The sequence below is a fragment of the Variovorax sp. NFACC27 genome (genome assembly GCF_048301545.1).
GTDB lineage: Bacteria > Pseudomonadota > Gammaproteobacteria > Burkholderiales > Burkholderiaceae_C > Variovorax > Variovorax gossypii.
The window spans coordinates 8,149,456-8,172,617 of sequence record NZ_CP157613.1 but is presented as its reverse complement, the minus strand read 5'-3'; the positions used below and the strand labels follow the sequence as shown (position 1 = coordinate 8,172,617).

General features: G+C 64.0%; 21 protein-coding genes. 13 read left to right on the top strand and 8 right to left on the bottom strand.

Annotated elements, in window-relative coordinates; translation table 11 throughout:
- Nucleotides 1-31 precede the first annotated feature (31 nt).
- Genes ABL840_RS38345 through ABL840_RS38335 form a run of 3 tightly spaced genes read right to left on the bottom strand, consistent with a single transcriptional unit; the run spans nucleotide 32 to nucleotide 2,288 of the window.
- Nucleotides 32-1,264, bottom strand: a complete 1,233-nt coding sequence (locus tag ABL840_RS38345; RefSeq protein ID WP_093300198.1) for a UxaA family hydrolase — start codon at nucleotides 1,262-1,264, stop codon at nucleotides 32-34.
- A gap of 15 nt (nucleotides 1,265-1,279) precedes the next feature.
- Nucleotides 1,280-1,606, bottom strand: coding sequence for a UxaA family hydrolase (locus ABL840_RS38340; protein ID WP_093300197.1), 327 nt, complete (start codon nucleotides 1,604-1,606; stop codon nucleotides 1,280-1,282).
- A gap of 10 nt (nucleotides 1,607-1,616) precedes the next feature.
- The gene (locus ABL840_RS38335; protein WP_093300196.1) at nucleotides 1,617-2,288 is read right to left on the bottom strand and encodes an RraA family protein; all 672 of its coding nucleotides are present in this window, start codon (nucleotides 2,286-2,288) and stop codon (nucleotides 1,617-1,619) included.
- A 231-nt stretch (nucleotides 2,289-2,519) separates the two neighbouring features.
- Here ABL840_RS38335 and ABL840_RS38330 point away from each other — a divergent pair, with 231 nt between their 5' ends.
- Both ABL840_RS38330 and ABL840_RS38325 read left to right on the top strand, forming a co-directional pair.
- Nucleotides 2,520-3,290, top strand: a complete 771-nt coding sequence (locus ABL840_RS38330) for an SDR family oxidoreductase (RefSeq protein ID WP_093300195.1) — start codon at nucleotides 2,520-2,522, stop codon at nucleotides 3,288-3,290.
- A gap of 10 nt (nucleotides 3,291-3,300) precedes the next feature.
- Nucleotides 3,301-4,155 carry an IclR family transcriptional regulator gene (locus ABL840_RS38325; protein WP_093300194.1) on the top strand — a complete coding sequence of 285 codons (855 nt, stop codon included), beginning with the start codon at nucleotides 3,301-3,303 and terminating at the stop codon, nucleotides 4,153-4,155.
- A gap of 39 nt (nucleotides 4,156-4,194) precedes the next feature.
- Here ABL840_RS38325 and yiaA read toward each other — a convergent pair whose 3' ends face one another.
- A complete protein-coding gene (gene yiaA / locus ABL840_RS38320; RefSeq protein WP_093195938.1) occupies nucleotides 4,195-4,632 on the bottom strand; it encodes an inner membrane protein YiaA in 438 nt (145 codons plus the stop codon).
- Nucleotides 4,633-4,760: 128 nt separating this feature from the next.
- On the opposite strand from yiaA, the gene ABL840_RS38315 reads away from it, so the two are divergent.
- Complete coding sequence (locus ABL840_RS38315; protein WP_093300193.1) at nucleotides 4,761-5,504, top strand: hypothetical protein; 744 nt, start codon at nucleotides 4,761-4,763, stop codon at nucleotides 5,502-5,504.
- Between the two features lie 33 nt (nucleotides 5,505-5,537).
- Here the strand turns inward: ABL840_RS38315 and argC are convergent, their stop codons facing one another.
- Nucleotides 5,538-6,461 carry an N-acetyl-gamma-glutamyl-phosphate reductase gene (gene argC, locus ABL840_RS38310; protein WP_093300192.1) on the bottom strand — a complete coding sequence of 308 codons (924 nt, stop codon included), beginning with the start codon at nucleotides 6,459-6,461 and terminating at the stop codon, nucleotides 5,538-5,540.
- 205 nt (nucleotides 6,462-6,666) lie between these two features.
- On the opposite strand from argC, the gene sucC reads away from it, so the two are divergent.
- The 10 genes from sucC to ABL840_RS38260 all read left to right on the top strand — a co-directional run bounded on the left by sucC (nucleotide 6,667) and on the right by ABL840_RS38260 (nucleotide 16,859).
- Nucleotides 6,667-7,833 carry an ADP-forming succinate--CoA ligase subunit beta gene (gene sucC, locus ABL840_RS38305; protein WP_019653821.1) on the top strand — a complete coding sequence of 389 codons (1,167 nt, stop codon included), beginning with the start codon at nucleotides 6,667-6,669 and terminating at the stop codon, nucleotides 7,831-7,833.
- Nucleotides 7,834-7,843: 10 nt separating this feature from the next.
- A complete protein-coding gene (sucD, locus tag ABL840_RS38300) occupies nucleotides 7,844-8,737 on the top strand; it encodes a succinate--CoA ligase subunit alpha (protein ID WP_093195941.1) in 894 nt (297 codons plus the stop codon).
- Nucleotides 8,738-8,851: 114 nt separating this feature from the next.
- Nucleotides 8,852-9,535, top strand: a complete 684-nt coding sequence (locus tag ABL840_RS38295; protein WP_093195942.1) for a TerC family protein — start codon at nucleotides 8,852-8,854, stop codon at nucleotides 9,533-9,535.
- 31 nt (nucleotides 9,536-9,566) lie between these two features.
- A complete protein-coding gene (locus ABL840_RS38290) occupies nucleotides 9,567-10,376 on the top strand; it encodes a Stp1/IreP family PP2C-type Ser/Thr phosphatase (RefSeq protein ID WP_093300191.1) in 810 nt (269 codons plus the stop codon).
- A 66-nt stretch (nucleotides 10,377-10,442) separates the two neighbouring features.
- On the top strand, nucleotides 10,443-11,102 hold the full coding sequence (locus ABL840_RS38285; protein ID WP_093300190.1) for an FHA domain-containing protein: 660 nt from the start codon (nucleotides 10,443-10,445) through the stop codon (nucleotides 11,100-11,102).
- Between the two features lie 51 nt (nucleotides 11,103-11,153).
- The gene (locus ABL840_RS38280) at nucleotides 11,154-13,412 is read left to right on the top strand and encodes a CHASE2 domain-containing protein (protein ID WP_093300189.1); all 2,259 of its coding nucleotides are present in this window, start codon (nucleotides 11,154-11,156) and stop codon (nucleotides 13,410-13,412) included.
- A 30-nt stretch (nucleotides 13,413-13,442) separates the two neighbouring features.
- On the top strand, nucleotides 13,443-14,246 hold the full coding sequence (locus tag ABL840_RS38275; protein WP_093195946.1) for a 3',5'-cyclic-nucleotide phosphodiesterase: 804 nt from the start codon (nucleotides 13,443-13,445) through the stop codon (nucleotides 14,244-14,246).
- Between the two features lie 208 nt (nucleotides 14,247-14,454).
- Nucleotides 14,455-14,985, top strand: a complete 531-nt coding sequence (locus tag ABL840_RS38270; protein ID WP_093300188.1) for a pilin — start codon at nucleotides 14,455-14,457, stop codon at nucleotides 14,983-14,985.
- Nucleotides 14,986-15,062: 77 nt separating this feature from the next.
- On the top strand, nucleotides 15,063-15,632 hold the full coding sequence (locus ABL840_RS38265; protein ID WP_418116147.1) for a pilin: 570 nt from the start codon (nucleotides 15,063-15,065) through the stop codon (nucleotides 15,630-15,632).
- A gap of 903 nt (nucleotides 15,633-16,535) precedes the next feature.
- Nucleotides 16,536-16,859, top strand: a complete 324-nt coding sequence (locus ABL840_RS38260) for a hypothetical protein (RefSeq protein WP_176947412.1) — start codon at nucleotides 16,536-16,538, stop codon at nucleotides 16,857-16,859.
- A gap of 270 nt (nucleotides 16,860-17,129) precedes the next feature.
- Here ABL840_RS38260 and ABL840_RS38255 read toward each other — a convergent pair whose 3' ends face one another.
- From ABL840_RS38255 to ABL840_RS38245, 3 genes are read right to left on the bottom strand one after another with little or no spacing between them, the layout of a single operon-like run.
- Entirely contained in the window at nucleotides 17,130-21,278 is a 4,149-nt protein-coding gene (locus tag ABL840_RS38255; RefSeq protein WP_103893577.1) for a pilus assembly protein, read from the bottom strand.
- Between the two features lie 25 nt (nucleotides 21,279-21,303).
- Entirely contained in the window at nucleotides 21,304-21,996 is a 693-nt protein-coding gene (locus ABL840_RS38250) for a pilus assembly PilX family protein (protein WP_103893578.1), read from the bottom strand.
- Nucleotides 21,990-23,156: a PilW family protein gene (locus ABL840_RS38245; protein ID WP_093300181.1), complete on the bottom strand. Its 1,167-nt coding sequence runs from the start codon at nucleotides 23,154-23,156 to the stop codon at nucleotides 21,990-21,992. Before ABL840_RS38245 ends, ABL840_RS38250 begins: the two co-directional genes overlap by 7 nt.
- Nucleotides 23,157-23,162 lie beyond the last annotated feature (6 nt).

Sequence of the window (23,162 nt, the reverse complement as noted above, 5' to 3'; positions counted from 1 at the left end):
GAATGCAGGAAGGAAGAAAGGAAAGAAGCGGCTACGCGGCGCGCGCGAGCGGCAGGCATGAGGGCCCGAGCGGCTCGAAAGCCTTGTAGGTCAGTATGAATTCGCGATGCCCCAGCGCTTCGGACTTGGTGGCGGCGCCGTCGGCCACGCTGCGAACCGCGTCGAAGATCTCCTCGCCCACTTCCTGCAGCGTGCCGCGCCCTTCGAGGATGCGGCCGGCGTCGACGTCCATGTCCTCGTGCAGGCGGCGGTAGGTGTCCGGGTTCGCGCAGACCTTGATGACCGGCGAGACGGCAGAGCCCACCACCGAGCCGCGCCCCGTGGTGAACAGGATCACATGCGCGCCGCAGGCGATGAGTTCGACGATCTCCGCGTTGTCGCTGATGTTCGGAAAGCCGAAGCGCGGCTCGCCGTCAGGCACCACGTCCAGCAGGTAGAGGCCGCCCTGCGGCGGCACGTCGCCGGGCTTGACGATGCCGTTGATGGGCGAGGCACCGCTCTTGGCGTACGCGCCCAGCGACTTCTCCTCGATGGTCGAGAGCCCGCCGTCGGCGTTGCCCGGCGCGAAGCTGCCGTGGCCCATGGTGCTGTAGTAGCGCGCCGCCTTGTTCACGCATTCGACGATGGCATCGCCCAGCTCGGGCGTGGCGGCGCGCCGCTGCATGTGGAACTCGCAGCCGATCAGCTCGCCGGTTTCCTCGAAGATGCAGCGCGCGTCCTGCTCGATCAGCAGGTCGAAGGCGCGGCCCACGGCCGGGTTGGCGGTGATGCCGCTGGTGCCGTCGGAGCCGCCGCAGATGGTGCCCACCACGAGCTCGCTCATGGCCATGGGCACGCGCTGCTGCTGGGCGAGTTCGGCCAGCGCCCACTGCACCCACTCCGTGCCCTCGCGGATCGTGCTGCGCGTGCCGCCTTCCTGCTGGATGGTGAGCGTGTGCACCGGGCGGCCCGAGGCGGCCACCGCCTGCTCGAGCTTGCGCTTGTTCATGCTCTCGCAGCCCAGCGAGATCAGCAGCGCCGCGCCCACGTTGGGGTGCGTGGCGATCGCTTCCATCATGCGTTCGGCGTATTCGTTCGGGTAGCAGCCGGGAAAGCCGACGAGGTGCACTTCCGATTCACCGTCCTGCCGGCGGAAGTTCAGCGTGATCTCGCGCGCCACGTGGTGCGCGCATTCGACGAGGTAGGCCACGACCACGACATTGCGGATGCCCTTGCGGCCGTCGGCGCGCGGGAAGCCCTGGATCTGGAGGTTGGGAGCGTTCATGCGGAGGAGGGCGCTTCAGGCGTGGCCGACGAAGGTCTTGCCCTCGTCCAGCGTGTAGGTCGGCGTGTAGTCGCTGTCGAGGTTGTGCGTGTGGATGTGCTCGCCGGCCGTGACCGGCGCGTGCAGGCTGCCGATGACCGCGCCGTACTTCAGCACCTGCTCGCCGGCGGCGATGGCATGGCGGGCGAGCTTGTGGCCCAGGCCGATGTCCTTGGCCAGCGTGACGGCGCCGCTTTCGAGTTGCACGGCCGTGCCGGCGGCAAGGTGCGTGCAGGCGATCAGGCAGTTGTCGCCGGGCGAGAGCAGCACCAGCCGGCTGTCGATGGATTGCGGGTTCGGCATCCGGCGGCGCTCAGAACTTGCGGTACTTCAGGTAGGCCTCCTGCGGGTCGGTGCCCGCGAGGATGGCGGTGCGCACGAGGTTCTCGCGGCCCATCATGTGTTCGGCCTCGGCAATGATTGCCTCGGCCTGCGCGATCGGCAGGCGGATCACGCCGTCGGTGTCGGCCAGCAGCAGGTCGCCGGGGTTCACCGTCACCTCGCCGATGCGCACCGGCACGTCCATCGCGTCGGGCAGCCAGTAGCCCACGATGTCGCGCGGCGTGAAGTAGCGGTGCCACACCTGGAAGCCCTGCTGGATGATGAATTCGGCGTCGCGCACGCCGCCGTCGGCGATCACGCCCAGCACGCCCTTGCGGCCCAGCGTCTCGGCCGAGAGCTCGCCCATGTGCGAGACGGTCGAGTCGTTGGGCTGGATCACCGCGATGTGGCCGGGCTTGGCGCGCGAGAGGAAGCCCGTCCACGCCATCAGCGTCTCGTGCGGATCGGCCGTGGGATCGACGCGGCCGTTCACCGTGAACGCCGGCCCGCAGAGCTTCTGGCCGGGGATCAGCGGGCGCAGCGTGGGCGGCAGCGTGAAGTCGCGCAGCCCCGCGGCGCGCATCACGTCGTGGAGGATGCCTGTGTAGCAGGCCTGCAGGCGGGTGAGCAGCGAGGCTGCCGGGGCGTCGGGAGTTTGGGCCATGGGGTGAATCTTGTTTTCTTAGATAAAAACACTTTTCATGAATGAGATTAACAGTGGAGCCCTCGTCGGAAGCTGGGGTTTGCGCTGATTCGAGGGTAACTACCGAGCCGATGGCTGGCGAATGCGGGTTCTGGCGGGGGTGACAACGCGCGCGGCTCGCGTATATTTGATTTCATCAGTGAAATATCTATTTCACATGTGCGTCACAACTCTCAACCAAAGGACATCGCAGTGACTTCACGCGTTCAAGGAAAGAACATCCTCGTTACCGCAGCCGGCAAGGGCATCGGACGCGCCAGCGCGCTGGCGCTGGCCCGCGAAGGCGGCACCGTGTGGGCCACCGACGTGGACGAGGCCGCGCTGGCCGAACTCGCCGTGCTGGCCCGCGAGGAAGGCCTGGCCGGCCTGAAGACCGCCACGCTCAACGTGCGCGACAACGCCGCGGTGCAAGCCTTCGCGCAGGCCACGGGGCGGCTCGACGTGCTCTTCAACTGCGCCGGCTACGTGCATGCCGGCAACATCCTGGCCTGCGAGGAGGCGGACTGGGACTTCAGCATGGACCTCAACGCGAAGTCCATGTACCGCACCATCCGCGCCTTCCTGCCGGCGATGCTGGAGCGTGGCGGCTCGATCATCAACATGGCCTCGGCCGCATCGAGCGTGAAGGGCGTGCCGAACCGCTTCGTGTACGGCGCTTCCAAGGCCGCCGTCATCGGGCTGACCAAGGCGGTGGCGGCCGACTTCATCCAGCAGGGCGTGCGCTGCAACGCCATCTGCCCCGGCACCGTCGAGTCGCCCTCGCTGCGCGACCGCATCGCGGCACAGGCCGAGCAGGCCGGCACCGACGAGGCGGCGGTGCGCGCCGCCTTCGTGGCGCGCCAGCCGCTGGGGCGCGTGGGCAAGCCCGAGGAAATCGCCGCGCTGGTGGTGTACCTGGCTTCCGACGAGTCGGCCTTCACCACCGGCGCGATCCATATGATCGACGGTGGATGGTCGAACTGAACGGGGAACGATGAAGCAAGCAGCACCAGCGCCGGAAGAACAGCAGGGCCAGGAAACCGACGAAGGAGCCGCGCCGGAAGGCGAGGGCGCGCTGCGCTATGCCGCGCCGGCCCTGGAGAAGGGGCTGGACATCCTGGAGGCGCTGGCCGACAGCGTCTCCGGCTACACGCTCAACGAACTGGCGCAGAAGGTCGGGCGCAAGGTCAGCGAGATCTTCCGCATGGCGGTGACGCTGCAGCGGCGCGGCTTCGTGCAGGTCGACGAGAACGACCGCTACACGCTCACGCTGCGCATGTTCGAGCTGGCGCATCGCCAGCAGCCGCTCAAGAGCCTGGTGAGCGTGGCGCTGCCGCTGCTGCGCGAACTGGCCAACCGGTCGCGCCAGTCGTGCCACCTGGCCATGTACCAGGGCGGGCGCGTGGTCGTCATCGCGCAGGTCGAGAGCCCGGAGCGCTGGTCCTTCGGGCTGAAGGTGGGCGTGGTGATGGGGCTGACCGACACCTCGTCAGGCCACGTGCTGCTGGCCTTTCGCGACGAGATCGACCGCGCCCGCATGCTGCGCGCCCACATAGGCGTGGAGGGCGAGCTCGAGATGGATCCGGGCGAACTCTTCGCCATCCTGCAGGACGTGCGCGAGCGCGGCTACTCGGCCATGTCGAGCAAGCAGACGCGCGGCATCACGAACATCGCGTTTCCGGTGATGGGGGCGGCCGACCATGTGATCGCGTCGATCAACGTGCCGTACATCGAGCGCATCGACCAGAAGTCGGCGCCCGACGTCGCGCAGGTGCGCGGCATCGTGGGCAACATCGCCGGGCGCCTGTCGGCGCTGATGGGGGCCAGCGGCTACAACGACAACGAGTAGCGCCGGCCCGCGGAAAGCAAGGGCGGGTGGGGCGCTCGCTCAGTTGGCGTCGGGCGCCTCGTCGAGCTGGGGCGTCTCGCTCTTGTGCGCGGCGATGTCGCGCACGTTCTTCTGCACAGCCACCGCGCCGAAGAGGCTCAGCAGGAAGGCCATCGCGTAGAAGCCCTTCTCGCTGGAAGCCAGCGTGGCGTTGAAGAGGCCGACGGCCAGCAGCGCCACCGACAGCAGCAGCGAGATCCAGCACAGGCCGTAGTAGATGCCGGTGACCTGGATGCCCTCGAGGCGGTCGCGCACCGTCTTCTGCAGCGACACGGCGGAGAAGAGGCCGTACATCAGCACGGTGAAGTAGTAGCCCTTCTCGTTGAGCTGCATGGCCGCGTTCCACAGCCCGATCAGGTAGACGACGGCGCCGATGAACAGCGCTGCCCAGGAAGCGGCGACGAATGCCGCGGTCGGTTTCTGGAATCGGACGGCCATGGGATTCTCCTCGTATGGTTTGCGCGCGATTATGGTGGAGCGGCGCCGATGGCATGATCCGCGGCAGGCCGCCGGATCGCACGGCAATCGCACAAGGCGGCCGCCAACAACAACGGAGGAGTTTCCATATGTCGTCAACCGACCCCGCGGCCCAGCAGCCGTCGCTCGTGCGCACCGGTGCCAAGGCCGGGCTGTCCTTCGCCGGCTCCGTGATCAAGGGAGGCCTGCTCGGCGTGTTCCTGGGCGGCGGTGTTTTCTTCTTCTACCTGGGCCAGCTGCAGGGGCCGGGCAATGTCGCCGCGCGCGCGGGCGGCGTCGGCGCCGTGCTCGCGCTCATCACCTCGCCGCCGCTGCTGGTGGCGCTCCTGCTGCTGTTCTTCGTGGTCGTCTACGTGGCGCTGGGCGTGCAGCAGGGGCGTGCGCGCGCGATGCAGCACCTGGTGGCGGCGCGCGGCGAGGCGGTGTCGCAGCGGCTGGGTGGCGCGATCGCCGGCCGCATCGAGGCCATGCCGCGCACCCACGGCGCGCTGCAGCGCGTGGCCGACTGGCTTTCGGTCGATGCGCTGAGCAAGCAGCTCGCGCCGGTGCTGGGTGAAGGCAGGGCGGTGCGCGCGGTCGTGGCCTTCGTGATCGACAGGCTGCCCCTGAGCGAGATGCTGGCCGAATGGCAGCAGGGCCGCGCGGAGCATGGCGAACAGCCGGTGGCGGCGGGGGAGGGCGGCGCGCCCCAGGACCCGGCGCTGCGCGCGCTGCTCACGCGCCGCATCCACGAGACGCTTCAGGACATGTCGACGCCCTCGCGCAAGCCGCTGTACATCGCGCTGGGCGCGCACGCGGCCCTGCTGGGCCTGGGGCTCTGGCTGGTGAACTGACCGGCGGCGGTTACCGCTGAGGAAGCGGGGCGCTCAGAGCCCCAGCATCAGCTTCAGGTTCTGCACCGCGGCACCGCTGGCGCCCTTGCCGAGGTTGTCGAGGCGGGCGATCACCACCGCGTGGCGGTGGTCTTCGTTCGGGAACACGCGGATCTCGAGGTTGTTGGTGTCGTTGAGCGCCAGCGCCTCGAGCTTGCCGTCTTCGGTGGGCGGCAGCACCTTCACGAACTTCTCGGGCGTGTTGCTGCGCGCGTAGTGCGCGGCCAGCGCGTCCTGCAGGTCGCCGGCCTTCGGCTTGCCGGGCAGCAGGTCGAGGTGCAGCGGCAGCTGGACCAGCATGCCCTGCTTGAAGTTGCCCACCGACGGAATGAACACCGGCCGGCGGGTGAGGCCGGTGTAGGTCATGATTTCGGGGATGTGCTTGTGCTTGAGGCCCAGCGCGTAGATCTCGAAGGCCGGGGCCTCGCCCTTCTCGTAGGCCTCGATCATGGTGCGGCCGCCGCCCGAGTAGCCGCTCACGGAGGGCAGCGAGATGGGGAAGTCGGCCGGCAGGATGCCCGCGTCGACCAGCGGGCGCACCATGGCGATGGCGCCGGTGGCGTAGCAGCCGGGGTTGCCGACGCGCTCGGCCTTGGCCACGGCCTGCCAGTGGCCTTCGGTGAGTTCGGGAAAGCCGAACACCCAGCCGGGGGCGATGCGGTGCGCCGTGGAGGCGTCGATGATCTTGGGCTTGTTGCCGGGCAGCTGGTCGATCAGCGCGACCGATTCGCGCGCCGCGTCGTCGTGCAGGCACAGCATCACCAGGTCGACGCCGGCCATCAGCTCGCGCTTGGCGTTGGCGTCCTTTCGCAGCTCGGGCGCGATGCTCACGAGTTCGATCTGCGGCATCGCCTGCAGACGTTCACGAATCTGAAGGCCGGTGGTGCCGGCTTCGCCGTCGATGAAAACCTTGGCCATGATGGAAGTGCCCCAGGGTAACTAGTAGGAAGTACGTATTGCCCGCAACCCCACTTACAGCATTGGTGCGGCGCACCATGATACAGTCCGCGGTTGTTCGCCGCCCCCAGCCGTCAGGCTGCCGTCGCCCGCGAACAACAGAGCATAGACCCTCTCAGCCCGATCTCCCGATTTCTCAACTTCCTCCTTCCGAGAGACATCCCTCATGAAGATTCACGAGTACCAAGGCAAGGAAATCCTTGCCAAGTTCGGCGTGCCGGTGCCGCGCGGCATCCCGGCCTATACGGTCCAGGAGGCGGTTGAAGCCGCCCAGAAGCTTGGGGGCCCGGTCTGGGTCGTCAAGGCCCAGATCCACGCGGGTGGCCGCGGCAAGGGCGGTGGCGTCAAGGTCGCCAAGTCCATCGAGGACGTCAAGAAGCTCGCCGGCGAGATCCTCGGCATGCAGCTCAAGACGCACCAGACCGGCCCCGAAGGCCAGAAGGTCCGTCGCCTCTACATCGAGGACGGCGCCGACATCCAGAAGGAATACTACGTTTCGGCCGTGACCGACCGCGCCACCCAGAAGGTGGCCTTCATCGCTTCCAGCGAAGGCGGCATGGACATCGAGGAAGTGGCCCACTCCTCGCCCGAGAAGATCATCACCGTGTTCGCCGACCCGGCCCAGGGCCTGACCGACGAACAGGCCAAGCAGATCGCCGACGGCATCGGCATCCCGGCCGACTCCACCGCGCAAGCCGTGGACATCTTCAAGAAGCTCTACACCTGCTACATGGAGACGGACGCCTCGCTGGTCGAGATCAACCCGCTCAACCGTGACAGCAAGGGCAACATCATCGCCCTGGACGCCAAGTTCAACTTCGACAGCAACGCGCTGTTCCGCCACCCCGAGATCGTCGCCCTGCGCGACCTCGACGAGGAAGACGCGGCCGAAGTGGAAGCCTCGAAGTTCGACCTTGCCTACATCTCGCTGGACGGCAACATCGGCTGCCTGGTGAACGGTGCCGGCCTGGCCATGGCCACCATGGACACCATCAAGCTGTTCGGCGGCGAGCCGGCCAACTTCCTGGACGTGGGCGGCGGCGCCACCCCCGAGAAGGTCACCGAGGCCTTCAAGATCATGCTGAAGAACAAGAACGTGGAAGCCATCCTCGTCAACATCTTCGGCGGCATCATGAAGTGCGACACCATCGCCACCGGCGTGATCGCGGCCTGCAAGGCCGTGAACCTGCAAGTGCCGCTGGTCGTGCGCATGAAGGGCACCAACGAAGTCGAAGGCAAGAAGCTGCTGGCCGAATCGGGCCTGCCGATCATCAGCGCCGACACCATGGCGGAAGCGGCCCAGAAGGTCGTGGCAGCAGTCAAGAAGGCCTAAGGAACAAGTCATGTCGATCTACATCAACAAAGACACCAAAGTCATCACGCAGGGCATCACCGGCAAGACCGGCCAGTTCCACACCGAGAAGTGCCAGGAATACGCGAACGGCAAGAACGCCTTCGTGGCCGGCGTGAACCCGAAGAAGGCCGGCGAGTCGATCTTCAACATCCCGATCTTCGGCTCCGTCAAGGAAGCCGCCACGCAGACCGGTGCGACCGTGTCGGTGATCTACGTGCCGCCGGCAGGCGCCGCGGCCGCCATCTGGGAAGCCGTCGAGGCCGACCTGGACCTGGCGATCTGCATCACCGAAGGCATCCCGGTCCGCGACATGCTCGAAGTGCGCAACAAGATGAAGGCCAAGGAAGCGGCCGGCGGCAAGAAGACGCTGCTGCTGGGCCCGAACTGCCCCGGCCTGATCACGCCCGACGAAATCAAGATCGGCATCATGCCCGGCCATATCCACCGCAAGGGCCGCATCGGCGTGGTCTCGCGCTCGGGCACGCTGACGTACGAAGCCGTGGCTCAACTGACGGAAATCGGCCTGGGCCAGTCGTCGGCAGTCGGCATCGGCGGCGACCCGATCAACGGCCTGAAGCACATCGACGTGATGAAGGCATTCAACGACGATCCGGACACCGACGCCGTCATCATGATCGGCGAAATCGGCGGCCCGGACGAGGCTGACGCAGCCCGCTGGTGCAAGGACAACATGAAGAAGCCGGTCGTCGGCTTCATCGCTGGTGTCACCGCTCCTCCCGGCAAGCGCATGGGCCACGCCGGCGCGCTGATCTCGGGCGGCGCCGACACGGCCGAGGCCAAGCTGGCCATCATGGAAGAATGCGGCTTCACCGTGACGCGCAACTTCTCGGAGCTCGCCAAGCTGCTGAAGGCAAAGCTCTAAGCGACAAGAAAAAGACGGTAGCGGTTCGCCGCGAAACCGACCACGCAGAAACAAAAAAGCGCCCGCACTGGATTGCGGGCGCTTTTTTCAATAAAACACAGTGGGATCAGAGACATGGAATTTCTTCAAAGCACAGATTTCTGGATAGGTCTGCTCAAGATCATCTGGATCAACATCATCCTGTCGGGGGACAACGCGGTGGTGATCGCCATGGCGGCGCGCTCGCTGCCGCCCGCGCAACAGAAAAAGGCCGTGCTTTTCGGTTCGGGCGCGGCCGTGGTGCTGCGGATCGTGCTGACAGTGGTGGCGGCCAAGCTGCTCGCCCTGCCTTACCTGCAGATCATCGGCGGCCTGCTGCTGCTGTGGATCGGCCTTCAGCTGCTCGGCGAGGAAGACGAGGGCGACGGCGAATCCAAGGAGTACGGCAGCATGATGGTGGCCGTGCGCACCATCCTGCTGGCCGACCTGGTGATGAGCCTGGACAACGTGATTGCCGTTGCGGCCGCCGCACAAGGCAGCATGGTCCTGCTGATTCTCGGCCTGGCGATAAGTATTCCCTTGGTGATTTTCGGCAGCACGCTCATGATCAAGCTCATGGAACGTTTCCCGATCATCGTCATGCTGGGCGCCGCGCTGATCGGCTGGGTCGGCGGCGAAACCATCGTGCAGGACACCGTACTGCGCGAAACGCTGGTGGCCAACCCCTGGTTGCACTACGCGGCTGCCGCCGCCGGTGCCCTGTTCGTCGTGGCCGCCGGCCGCCTGATGCAGCGGCGCGCGCAAGCCGCTGCGCACTGAGCAGTTCGAGAGAGATCGGCGCTGACAGACCATGGCGAGTGTCGGCGTCTCCCTTTTCTCCACCCGCCCTCCGCTGACCTGGGAATTTGCCTTCCTGACCGACGTCGGTCGGACGCGCTCCCATAACGAAGACGCCGTTCACGTGGATCCGGCCCTTGGGCTGGCTCTGCTGGCCGACGGCATGGGCGGCTACAAGGGCGGCGAGGTGGCGAGCGCCATGGCCGTCTCGCTGCTGCACGCGAGCTTCGGCCGCTGGTTCGCCCAGGCAGGCATGCAGGCGCCGTCCCGCGTGGTCCGGCGGGCGCTGCAGGCGGCCACGGACGAGGCCAACAGCTCGATCCTGCACGCCGGCACGACCAATCCCGAACTCCAGGGCATGGGTACGACCCTGGTGCTGGCGGCTTTCCGGCCGCAGCGCGTGGTGGTCGGCCACATCGGCGATTCGCGCTGCTACCGCGTGCGCAACAACAAGCTGGAGCTCCTCACCCGCGACCACTCGCTGCGCCAGCAGCAGCTCGACGCCGGCGCCATCACCGCCGAGGAAGCCCTGAATTCGCCCACCCGCAACCTCGTGACGCGCGCCGTCGGCGTGGAGGCCCAAGTCTTGCTGGAAATGCACGAGCACAGCGCAAGACCGGGCGATCTCTATATGCTTTGCTCCGACGGGCTCAGCGAGATGGTTTCGGATGAGCAGCTTTTCACGCTTCTAGGACACGATGTCGGGCTTCAGAAAAAAGCATCACTTTTGGTTGCAATTGCCAATGACAATGGCGGACGGGACAACATCTCCGTTGTTCTGGCCAGCGCGAGCGTTGCGGAAACGCCCCGCACGGGCAGGTAACAGGCTCCGGGGGCGGCTTTCCGGCGTGCCTGCCGTCTTTCAAGCTTTGGATTCGGGGAGTCGGCAATGCCGAAGATGATCATTTCGGTCGATGGCGTTGTCATCGGGCAAGTGGCGCTCGCCAAGGAACGCACGACGCTGGGACGCCGTGCCTACAACGACATCGTGATCGACAATCTGGCGGTCAGCGGCGAGCACGCCGTGCTGCACATGAGCGGTGGCGAAGTCGAAATTGAAGATCTCAACAGCACCAACGGCACCTACGTCAATGCGCTCGCCATCCAGCGGCAGGCGCTCAAGGACAACGATGTCATCGAGGTCGGGGGCTGCCGAATCCACTTCCGCGCGCGCAGCAACCTTGACCCGGCCGTCGGCGCCGGTTCGGTTCGCGCCACCTCGGGCGAATACACGTCGGGTGCCATGCCGCTGTCGTCGGCACCCACGGAATCGGGCGCGCTGGTCGAGCTCGGCATCCCGGTGCTGCGCGTGCTGTCCGGCGCCAACGAGGGGCAGGACGTCGGGCTGCAGAAGGTCGTCACCACCATCGGCAAGCCGGGCGTGGCTGTGGCTGTGGTCACGCGCCGGCGCCAGGGCTACGTGGCCGCCGGCGTCGAAGGCAGCGTCACGCTCAACGGGCTGCAGCTGGGCACCGAGGCCGTCGCGCTGCAGGAGCGCGACGTGCTCGAGCTGGGCGGCGCCACGCGCATGCAGTTCGTGCGCATCTGAGCCGCCTTTTCCCTTGGCTTGCCGCGGTCACGCCCGCACGGACCCGGCGCCGTGAGAGAAGAGCTGCGGCGGCACTGGCCGCGCATCGTGATCACCCTGCTGCCGGTGCTTCTGGCGCTGGCGCACGCCACCGGCGCCTGGCGACTCACCGCCCTCGAACGCCTTGACCAGCTGATCTACGACGTCCGCCTGCGCGCCACCATGCCGGGCACGCCCGACGCGCGCGTGGTGATCGTCGATGTCGACGACGCCAGCCTGGCGCGCCAGGGCCAGTGGCCCTGGCCGCGCGACAAGATCGCTCGCCTGACCACCGAGCTGATGACGCGCCAGCAGGCGGCCGTGCTCGGCTTCGACGTCATGTTCCTAGAGCCGGACCGCAGTTCGGGCCTCGAAAGGCTGAGGCAGATCGCGAGCGGCCCGCTGAACGGCGTGCAGGGCCTGGCCGCCGAGGTCGAGCGGCTCGCCCCTTCCCTCGATCACGACGCCACGCTCGCCGCGGCGCTGGGCGGCCAACGCGTGGCGCTGGGCTATTACTTCACGCGGACCGGAACGCCGAGCGCCAAGGGGCAGCTGCCCGCGGCGCCGCTGCTGACGGAAGGCGCTTTCCCTCCGGGTGGTACCTACGCCACGGGGTGGAACGGCTTCGGCGCCAGCCTGCCGGAACTCGCGAAGGCCGCGCCGGTGGCGGGCTTCCTGAACACGCTCGTCGGCGCGAATGCCGATGGCGTCATCCGCAGCGTTCCGCTCATCGCCCGCTACGACGGCGACAAGGCGCAGCCGGGGTACTACGAGTCGCTGGGGCTGGCGGTCTATCGGCTGGCGAATGGCTCTCCGCCCGTACAGCCGGCCTTCGCGTCGGGCGCGGGCGCCATGCCGCAGCTCGAGTCGCTGCGGGTGGGGCGGCTTCGCATTCCGGTCGACGGCACGGGCAGCATGCAGGTGCCATTTCGCGGCCCCGGCGGCTCGGATGGCGGATCGTTCCGCTATGTGCCCGCCTCCGACGTGCTCGAGGGGCGGCTCGGCCCCGGCGAGCTCAAGGGCAGGATCGTGCTCGTGGGCGCCACGGCGCCGGGCTTGCAGGACCTGCGCGCCACGCCGGTCGAGGCGGCGTTCCCCGGCGTGGAGGTGCACGCCAACATCGTCTCCGCGCTGCTCGACCAGCGTCTGCTCAGCGTGCCCGACTACGCGCCCGGCTACGAAGTGCTGCTGGTCGTCGTCGCGGGGCTCCTGCTGGCCTTCGGGCTCTCGCTGCTGTCGGCGCCGCGCGCCGTGCTGCTGGCCGCGGGCGTGATCGTCGCGCTGATCGGCCTCAACGCCTGGCTGTACGTGGGTTTCAGCCTCGTGATGCCGCTGGCTTCCGCGCTGGCCATGACGGCGCTCGCCTTCGCACTCAACATGAGCTGGGGCTACTTCGTCGAATCGCGTGCGCGGCGCGGGCTGGTGCGGCTCTTCGGCACCTATGTGCCGCCCCAGCTCGTCAACGAGATGATGGCGCACCCCGACCGCTACAGCATGCGCGCCGAGAGCAAGCCGATGACAGTGATGTTCTGCGACATGCGCGACTTCACCCGCCTGTCGGAGCAGATGGCGCCGGCCGAGCTGCAGGCCTTTCTCAACACCGTCTTCAGCCGGCTCACCAACGTCATCAGCGCGCACCGCGGCACCGTCGACAAGTACATGGGCGACTGCGTCATGGCCTTCTGGGGCGCGCCCATCGACACGCCCGACCACGCCACGCTCGCTGTGCGCGCCGCGCTCGACATGGCCGACGCCGTGCGCGACATCAACCGCATCCACCGCGCCAGCGGCCGGCCCGAGATCAGCGTGGGCATCGGCATCAACAGCGGCGTGATGAGCGTGGGCGACATGGGATCGGCGGCACGCCGCAGCTACACCGTGGTCGGCGACGCGGTCAACCTCGCGTCCCGCCTCGAGGGGCTGAGCGGACACTACGGCGTGGAAGTGGTCGCCAGCGGCGCGACGCGCGAACTCGCGCACGACTTCATCTGGCAGGAACTCGACAGCGTGCGCGTCAAGGGAAAGGCACAAGCCGTTGCCGTTTTTACGCCCCTTGCCGCGCGCACGCCCGAAGCGATGGAGCAGGCTCAGCAACTGCTCGAACGCTGGAGCGAAGTGCTCGCCGCGTATCGCCGCCAAGACTGGGCCATGGGCCGAAACTTGCTCGCGCCCCTGCTCGCCGCGGATGCGAAAAAAGTCCTTTACCAGCTCTACGCCCAGCGTTTAGCCTCGATGGCGTTGCGACCGCAAGACCCGAACTGGGATGGCGCGACCCGGTTCGAGACCAAATGACGACAGACACATACAAAGGGGTCTTTCACAATGCAGGTTCGTGTGCTGGGTTGCTCGGGCGCCATCGCCAAAGACTGCCGCACCACCTCGTTTCTGGTCGACACGGATCTGCTCGTCGATGCGGGCACCGGTGTTGGAGACCTCACGCTCGATGAAATGGTCTGCATCGACGACGTGGTGCTCACGCACAGCCATCTCGATCACATCGCCGCACTCCCCCTGATGCTCGACGCTATAGGCGGCCGCCGCACGCAGCCGCTGCGCGTACACGCGCTGAGCGCCACCATCGATGCGCTGCGCACGCACGTCTTCAACAACGTCATCTGGCCGGATTTCGAGAGCATTCCCAGCCTCGAGGCGCCCTTCGTGAGCTTCCATGACATCGCGGTCGGACAGCGGCTGCAGCTCGGCAGCCGCGAGCCCAAGGTGGTCGAAGTGCTGCCCGCGTTCCACACCGTGCCGGCCTGCGGATTCGCCGTGCGGAGTGCCGAGGGTGGCGCCCACTGGGTGTTCAGCGGGGACACCGAACGCAATGCGCCCTTCTGGGAGCGGGTGAACGAACTCGACGTGGCGATGCTGGTGATCGAAACGGCATTCAGCAGCCGTGAGCAGGCGCTGGCCGAGCGCAGCCTGCACCTGTCGCCCGCCGTGCTGGCCCAGGAGCTCGCGCACATCGGGCCGGACAAGCACTACCCGATCTACATCACCCACACCAAGCCCGCCGAAACCGACGAGATCATGAGCCAGATCGAGGGGCTGGTGGAAGAGCAGGTGGCAGGGCTGGCGCAGCGGGATATTCGCTGGCTGAAAGCGGATGGCATCCTGACCTTCTGACAGCCGGTGACGCATTGGCATGACAAATTTGTCACCGTGTGTAGCGTCTTTAGGCGGATTCTGTCACATCGTGTAACGCCAAAGTGGGTAGAGGTGACGTGTTCGGTCGGCAGGAGGCCTTGAGGACGGGTGGCACAGATGCTGCGGAAGGTACTTCGCTCCGGGCAGGTTCCCGGGCGTAACAACCAACCTACCTGGAGTTAGTTCAATGAACCGTCGTACTCTCGCTCGCCGCGCTCAGGCCGGCTTTACCCTTATCGAACTGATGATCGTTGTGGCGATCATTGGTATCTTGGCTGCTATTGCAATCCCACAATATCAAACTTACATCGCTAAGTCGCAAGTCACCCGCGTAATGGGCGAGGCTGGAAACCTCAAGACGGCTGTCGAAACGTGCATGCTGGAAGGCCGGACGGGTTCGGTTTCCTCCAATATCCCGACGGGAACTGCCCAAGCTGCTGACGAATGCAATCTGCAAGCTACTGCATCGTCGATTCAAGATGGCGCGAAACAAGGTAGCGGCGTGGCTGCGGCAACCGGTACGGGCTATCCGCAAGTTACGCTGTCGACCACCGCGCCGGTGACGATCATTGCAACATTCGGTAACGGTGCCGCTGCAACTCTCAAGACGGCAGGTACGAACACGTTGACCTGGACGCGGAGCCTTGAAGGCACTTGGAAGTGCACCGCCACTGTTGACGCAAAGTATCGCGCAGCTGCATGTGCTGACGCCTCCTAACTGTTGTCGACTCTCAACAAAAAAGGCTCTGCTTTGGCGGAGCCTTTTTATTTGATGATGACCCGTCCTGAAATGTGTTGACACCTTTCATCAGCGAAAGGAAAAAATGCAATGGACACAGACGTCAAGAGAACGCGATGTCGAAATTAAAGCTCAAGGTCCGGGGCGTTACTCTGATTGAACTGATGATCGTCGTTGCGATCATTGGGGTTCTTGCTGCGATCGCTATTCCGCAATATCAGACGTATGTTTTTCGTTCCCACGTGCAACGGGTTGTCGGGGAGTCTGGCGCGATAAAGACAGCGATAGAAACTTGTCTAGCCAGTGGCCAAATCAATGTTGGCAATCCCGCCATAGCAAACAACTGCGACCCACAAGCTAGTGGCTCAAACTTGCAGGCGACTGCAGGCAATGCGGCACCATCGATTTCTGAGATTTGGGCAGCATCTGGCACTGGCGTCCCGCAAGTCACGCTGTCTCTAACCGCTTCTTCGACGATCGTAGCGACATTCGGAAATTTAGCGGGAGCGCCATTGCAGGGCGCTACAGCCGGAACCATCACATGGGCGCGTGACTTGAACGGCTCCTGGAGTTGCAAAGCCGCCAATATCGACGCCAAGTACGCTTCCGCGGCGTGCCCTCTGTAATCGATCATTCTTCATCTGTACTTAGGAGCAGGCACAGGGAAAATGCCAAGGCGAGTTTCTCTGCGACGCCAGCCAAGGCGGAGGACATTGCCAAGCTAGACTTTGCTACCTCAATCGATAGCGCCTTGATTGTGTTGCCTTTGCTTTCCCCATTGCTGCGGGGCTATCGGTCAATACTTGGAAACAGTTGGCCTCTTGGCTATGTCTGCCTACCTTGCTTATCTTGTGCAGGGCTGGTCATTTCAATCTTCGCCCTTCGGTAGTTCTTCGATGCGCATCGAACACAGGACTCGTTTTGATTTTTCAGGGTCCTCTTCCTGGACTTGCCCCTTGGTTTTCTGCCATCGCAGTTTTCCTTGTGATCGCCTGAGCTGCCTGCGTCGGTACAAGACTCACAAAGGATCGTGGCCAAGCGTACGACACACTCGCCTACGGCCTGCTTCAGTACTACGCGCTAGCCGGCATTTTGGGGCTTGACCGCAGAGCTCGGTGCGGGCCGAGCCTTTGGCAACTTGCGTCAACACAACCAGTTCGCGGCTTGATCAGCATGTACTGATTGCCGCGCTATGGTTCTATGTCCGCTATCGCGGCGCACCATTGTGAAGACGTCTGCTGTGGACGGGCGTGATTTTATTTCTCTTGATTGCGGCTGCGGCCTCGACATCGCGCACAGGCCTGCTCGAAATCTTGTTAATCGTCGAAATCGCGGCCTTCATCGCGTGTCGGGTGCGATAGGTGTATCGCGTCGACGAACGCGCATAAATTGCTGTTGTATCTCGTGGTTGAACTCGGCGTGCCTGCAGCGCTACTCATCTGTAGCAGCTTTCTCCGATTGCTGATCAGCACGAAAATCCGGCACGAGCATGATCCATTCAACACCGTAGCCTGTGGGGGCTGCTCGGCGTGATCGCGTTGCACAGCCTGCTTGAATGCCCGCTGTGCTATGGTTCATTTCAACTGGTGTTTGGCCTCTTTGCCTTGGGTTTCTGTGGCCTGTCTCCAATCCGTTTGGCAACCAGGCGCAGTACTGCGGGAAGAAAAATATCCGTAGCAATGTGCTTCCGCGCTGATCGTTGTCATCGGCTATGTAGTCTGGGATTACATCAGTGTCAGGCAGATCTATTTGCCGCGGGGAGTGCTTGTCTGCTTATCGGGACGACAAGCCGGCTCACGCGCAGAACCCATGACTGCTTGCAAATTAGGCGAACTTTGCTGAACTCACGTTGATAACAGTGACTCCTGCCAATGCGGCAAGGATGTATGACCTGGCCAAGCGTGTCTTGCATTTTTCGCCACAGCCGCGTGCCATCAGCGAAGCTGATCGAAAGAGCGCGACTGCTGAGCTATAAGGACGAAACCCGCATCGAAGCGCAGCGATTCAGCATCGCATTTCCGCTCCAGTACGGCTTTGGATAGAGGGCAAGCCGATGAATCCATCAGCGCCCTGACTGACCCGAATCGACGACGTCAGCAGGGTTTCTCGCATCCCCCCGCGCCTTACTGTGTCACGAGTTCGCGCCACGAGATCCGGCGGGTACCAGGACCACCAGCACCTGGCGGCAGTTCGATGTTCTCGAGCTTTCCTGTGGAGAGCTTCACGCTGCCGATCAGCTGACTGCCTTTTCGTGCATACACCGAGGCTGCGGCTCCCAGACCATTGCCTCCCGCGAGAAGCGTTCCGACCACCTGGGCCTTTGTCGCCGGGAAAAGCGAGAGGCCTGTTTTGTAGTCGACATAGTTCAGGTACGCCGAGCCCCCGATGCCGCAGGCATTTGCGTTGTTCGGGATGTTCGAGACGAAAACCAGAACGCCCAGTTGCAGGGTCGAATCGGTATTGATCCGCTCGCCCGTGTTCGGCAGATCGATGAACCAGCCGTACATGTTGCTCAGGTTGGTGGCATAGCTCATCGAGCTCGAAACCGTCCGTACCCCATCCTTGTCGGTGAACGTCTGCTTCATGAAGCACTTGGTCTTCAGCGTGGTCGAGCAAGCCGTTGTACGGGGGCTTCCGTAGATGCTCGTAGTCGTACTGCTTCCCGTCAGGGGATCCTTGATGGCATAGATCGTCTGCACCTGCGTGGCGCCCGCGCTCTTGGCGTCGATGTCCGACACCCCAAGGTAGCTGCCCGTGCCCACGTAGATGATGTGACTGCTGCTCGCGAAACCGAGTTCGATCCAGCTCGTGATGGGTTGCGGATTGTTGTTGGCGTCCTGGAGCGTGGCCAGAAGTTGCACCGTGGGTGTTCCGGATCCATCTGCCTTCAGGCTGCTGAGGTCGAAGCGCCAGACATTGCCGTAAAGGTCACCGCTGTACACCTGGGTCACGGTGTTGTTGAGGTTGATGTTGTCCATCCACGCGCTGATGCGGGACAGGCCACTTGGGCATGGGGCGACCGTGCATCCCGAGCCGGGAACCACTGCCGTTGCGCTGCCGACGCCGGTGCTGATCTTCTTGATGACTGCGCCGGTCTTCGCGTTCAACACCCACAGGTGGCCGCCGCCGCCGCCAGGCGAGATGTTGTTGTAGCCAGAGGTCACAAGCACAGCCCAGGTGCCGTCGCCGAGCTTGGTGATGATTGGGATGCCGTAGGTGTATCCGAGGTCGTTGTCGTTGTTGAACGTGAATTCCCACAAGACCTTCGGCGTGTCCGGCGTGGTTACATCCAGCGCGTAGTACCCGCGACCGCCTGCGGCCAGGCCGCCGACAAGAAGCGTATGCCATGCGCCGTCGAAATACGCTTCGCCCTGCTGGGGTGAGCCGTTCACGAAGTACGAGTGGTTGCGGCTGTAGTTCTTCTCTGCCAGCTTGTAGAGCTTGGGCAGCAGCACCGAGGGAATGTATGCCCAGCTTTCGGCGCCGGTGTCGGCGTTGAACGCGTGCAGCATGCCGTCGTTGGCGCCGACGTAGAGCATGCCCTGGCGCGTTTCGTTGGTCTTCTTGAATGCGGCATAGCCGGTATCGGTGTAATTGAAGTTCGACTTCTTCACATAAGCCGATTGCGAGCCGACGATGTCACCGAGCACGTGAGTGCGCTTGAAGTAGTACTTGCCGCCGCTGCCGTCCTCGTTGCTCCGGTCGCCGCGCAGGAAGTTCACGAGGTTGATGCCCCCCATGCCCTTGTCCGAACCTGCAACAGTACTGTCGATCTGCTGCGCTGAGGGAACACAGGCGCTGCCCGCGGCACAGACCTGCGACAACGAGCCGATCGCCGACATCTTGAAGTAGTTCTTCATCGTGTCGGTCAGCGAGTCCCACGCGAAGTTGATCAGCGTGCTGCCGTTGTTGGTGTAGATCTTGCGCGCGCTGTAGGTCGTGTTGTCCAGAAGCGCGGTGGGCAGTGTCGCGGAGGAGGTGTTGGCGGTGCCCGATTGCGACCATTGCGGCACCGTACCGGGAACGCCGGTGACCGGATCGATGGTGTAGCGTGCGACTTCGCCGAACCACTGTACCGAGGTGAACCCGGAGTCGAACAGGAAGTTGTCGGAGCTCGTCACGTTCGCCGTGCTGGGTGAGACGGCTGCGCCAGCGCTGTTCTGGGCGTCGACGTTGTTGAGGAAGTTGGTGATGCCGTCCTTGACCGCGACGGGGTCGCCCGCACTGTAGTAAGCGCCGCGCCCGTTGACGGCCGCATGCCACAAGTCGTCGACCGTGGTTTGCGAGTTGCTCACCGGTGTGGGCCAATTGCACGCACCGCTGCTTTGCCAGCGGCATTTCGTGTTGGAAGCGGTCGTGCCCTTGAGGACATCGTAGTAGTCGCCGCTGGTTGCTGTCTGATAGTCCGACTGATACTGCATGTAGCCCGACACACCCAAGCCGATGGTGTAGGTGTACATGCGTTGCTGACCGGCGAGTGTGTTGTCCGCTCCGACGTCCACGCCGCTGCTGTTCTTGCTAGTGCCAAGAATGCTCGAGCGGATGTCGGTGGTGTAGTAGTACTGGGCTACGTCGGCCAGCGTGTTCGAAACCTGGCTTCCGTCGTAGTAGGGTCGTTGCACGGTGGAGCTGTCACCGTCCTGATCGCCGATGGCGGTTGTGCCGTCGACCTGTGTGATCGTGTTGTACACGACTCCGGTGTTTGTCTTGGCCGTCGCTGCTTCGTTCCAATAGCCGTCAGTCGACAGCATGGTGTAGTTGCGTTGACAGGCGTACTGCATCGGATCCTTGACAGTAACCGCGGTCGTGTCGCCGCTGGATGCATTGACCCAGAGCTTCTGGCTGCCTGTCAGTTTGCCTGCATACATGCGGCCGGCCGTCGAGAGCGCCACGCGAAGGCCGGTGCCGTTGCTCGGTATCGCCGCTGTCAGTTTTTGGTACCACAGGTCTTTCTGTCCGCCCTTCGTGGTCGCAATGTCGTCGACATTGAGAAAGTCGGAGCCTGTGTTGTTGTTGAGGCTCATGAAGCCCAACCGATAGCTGCTGGTCAGGCCGGAAAATCCAAGGCCTGCGGCAGTCTTCGTCATCTGCATGCGTGTACGGTAGTAGGCCCACCAATTGGCAAAATTGGTCATCTCCTCCGTGTAAGTGCACGCGGTGGTGCTCATGCAGTCCGTACGCGTTCCGGTTTGGGAATAGCTGGTCACGTCGGAGCTGATCGTCGTCAGCACGTTTTGCCCTGGGACGTAGACGGCCGTCACACCGCCGGTGAATGCGGTCGCGCCGATGGTAATGCTCCCGGACTTGCTCACGACGGGGGTGTCGGTGAAGTCGCCCAAGGCGCTGGGCGCGGTGATCGTCACCGTGCTGCCTGATCTGGAAGCGCTGAAGCCGGTGACCGTGCAATTGCCAGTGCTGTTGGTCGTACAGTCGTTGATGCTGTTCGCAATGGCTTGGGCCAGTGTGTTGCGGTTGCTGGTGGAGCCTGTTCCGCCCGACATGATCTGTTTTGAGCCCACAGTAATTCCACTGACGGAGCTGTTGCCTGAGCCACTGAGAGTCAGCTGGCTTGTTGCCCCGACGGCGCCGACAAGCGTGACCCCGGGATATCGGGCATATACATATTTCTTCCCTCCAGTGGGGGCGGTATCGATGCGGGTGGCTTGGCAATCGGTCAGCGCGGTGTCGCTGCACCAGCGCAATGTGGCGGGGACGGTGTTCGACGCCGACGGCGCCGATTGCGTCGCACAACTTCGCAGGCTCTGGTCGGTGCAGTACTCACCCGCCACGAACTTGTAGTACAGGGCATTGCCGACAAGGTTCTGCGTTACCCCTGAATTGGCATTCGTAAACAGGTTGGCCTGGTTACCCGTGAAGCCTGTATCAGCCGACTGCACGCCATAACCGTCATAAGGGACGGCCGTCCATTTGTCGGAGCCCATCGTTGGGTACTTGCTTCCGTCGTACTTGATGGGGGGCGAGTAGGTGGTGTTCGGGTTGTAGTAGATCTTGTTGTACGCACTGTTGCGAACAAGACCGGCGTTGTTTCTGTAATTCCCATCTTGTCCCGCCGTATCTGGCAGATAGTCCCAAGTCATGCTGCCCGAGTCGTCGAGCACGAAGAATAGATTGGGCTTGACCAGCGTCGGGCTCGACGTTTCGAGTGGGGCGGTGGCTAGGTCGGTCTGTGCCGCCTTCGCGGTGTACATCGCCGCCAGCAGCGGCGCGATGCAGAGCGTGGCCTGCAGGAGATGGAGGGTGTTGCGTTTCATGAAGAGGCTCTTCCTGTTGCGGCGGCTAGATCGCCACCATGGCCTGGACCATGCTCTGGGTGTTGCGCGGTCCATCGACCACGACAGTGATGCGGTAATAGGTCTGCTTGGGCGAGTCCACATTGCTGCCGGTACCGCCGCGACCGCCACCGCCCGTGCACGAGGTACCGCCCGGGCAACTGCCGGCGGTGGCGCGCGGCGACGTGGCGCAGATGTTGGTGCCGACATTCGCTTCGCCCGTAGCGGGGCACATGCGATGAATGACGTAGCGCACCGTGTTGCCCGTTGTTGCATCCTTGTCCAGGGACTTGGCGTTGGTCGACAGCTTTGTCGTCCAGAACTCGGCCCAGGTTTGGCCGCTCGCGGGGTCTGCTCTGGTTGCCAGGTAGCCCTGGGCCGTCTGGTCGCACGTGACGGTACTGCCCGAGGCGCAGACTCCCACCGCATTGACGTTGTCTTCGAGCCATTTCACGGCCGTTTCGACGCCAACGTCCGCCGAATGCGTAGCTGCCTGCTGAAAGGCCAGGTTGCCTGCAACGGTATTGGAGGTACCCACTGAGCGCGTCAGTGCCACTGCAGCCAGGGTCAGTGCGACCAGCACGATCAGCGCAAGGATCAGTACGACGCCGTGCTGCGACCGGTGACTCTGCCGTGAGCGTGTGCACGCGAAGCGGTGCGCCATCAGAAAACCCTTGCTCTTGTTGTCGTTGCTCAGCATCCGCCGGTCCCTCCTTGTGCTGTGGTCTGCGAGCCCTGCCAGACCAGATTGCGGACCGGTACCGTGGTTTGCAGTGTCTTGTAGCGATAGTTCTTCCACTCCGAATTGCCGCTCAGGTCGAACGGCGCGGAGGCGCTACCGGCCCAGGTGGGCGCGGTGCTGGTGGACGGGGCCTCGCCTGCTGCTGCGTCATACTTCGTGTATTGCCCGCTGCGAGCCACCAGGGCAACGCGCAGCGCCAGCGTGCGTGCCCAGCCGCATTGAACGGCGAGGCCGCTCTTGTCCGCGGTGCTCCCGGGGGTGATCTGGTCGTAGGTGTCGACGATGCCAGACATCTTGTTTGAACCGATGCCCGAGGTATCGCGCCCGTATTGCGCACGCAGGCCGACGATGCTGGAGGCAATGGAAACCCAGACGGCCGGGTTGACCTTCGGTGACACGTAAGTTGCGTCCGCGCAGTTGTAGGCGGTGTAGTCGCAGACGGTCAGATTGCCGTCGCGTACCGCATAGGCGCGGGCGATCAACGATTGCCCAATGTTGTAGACCATGCTGCCCAGAGCCAGACCGGTGGGATCGCCCGGATCTACCGTGAGAGTGGTGTCCGTCTTGGCGGTGATCTTGTCCAGGTTGAGACTGCAAGGCGATGGACGACTCGAAGGCTGCGCGATCACATAGTCGTTGACCGCGAAAGATCCGGCCGTGGTGATCGGGTAGGTCTTCGAAGATGGTGCGGTGGCAATCAGGTCGCCTTCGGCGGGGCTGTCGCTCGTTCCGGAGATCATCAGCAGGGTATCTGTGCCCGCGGTGCCCGCAGGCACGAGCGTTGTCGCCGGATTGACGACAACAGGCGCCAAGGCATCGAGCTTGACGGTCTTGCTGTCCTTGCTTGTCTTGAAGGACAGGCTGCAACCCAGAAGGCTGAATGCATTGATGCCGTAGCCGGCTTCACGCGCATCGCGTTCCAGGCCATACAGTGCTATAGAGCCATTGATCTGTGCGTCGTCGCCACCGGTAGTTGTGCGCTTGTTGCCTTCGAAGACGCCGAAGACCTGCATGATGACGATGACCGACAGCATGCCGATCAGCAGGCCGATCAGGATCTCGATCAGGCTGAAGCCCGAGGCCGCCTGGCGTTGGCGGGAACGCTTGTACTGGTTCATTGCTGG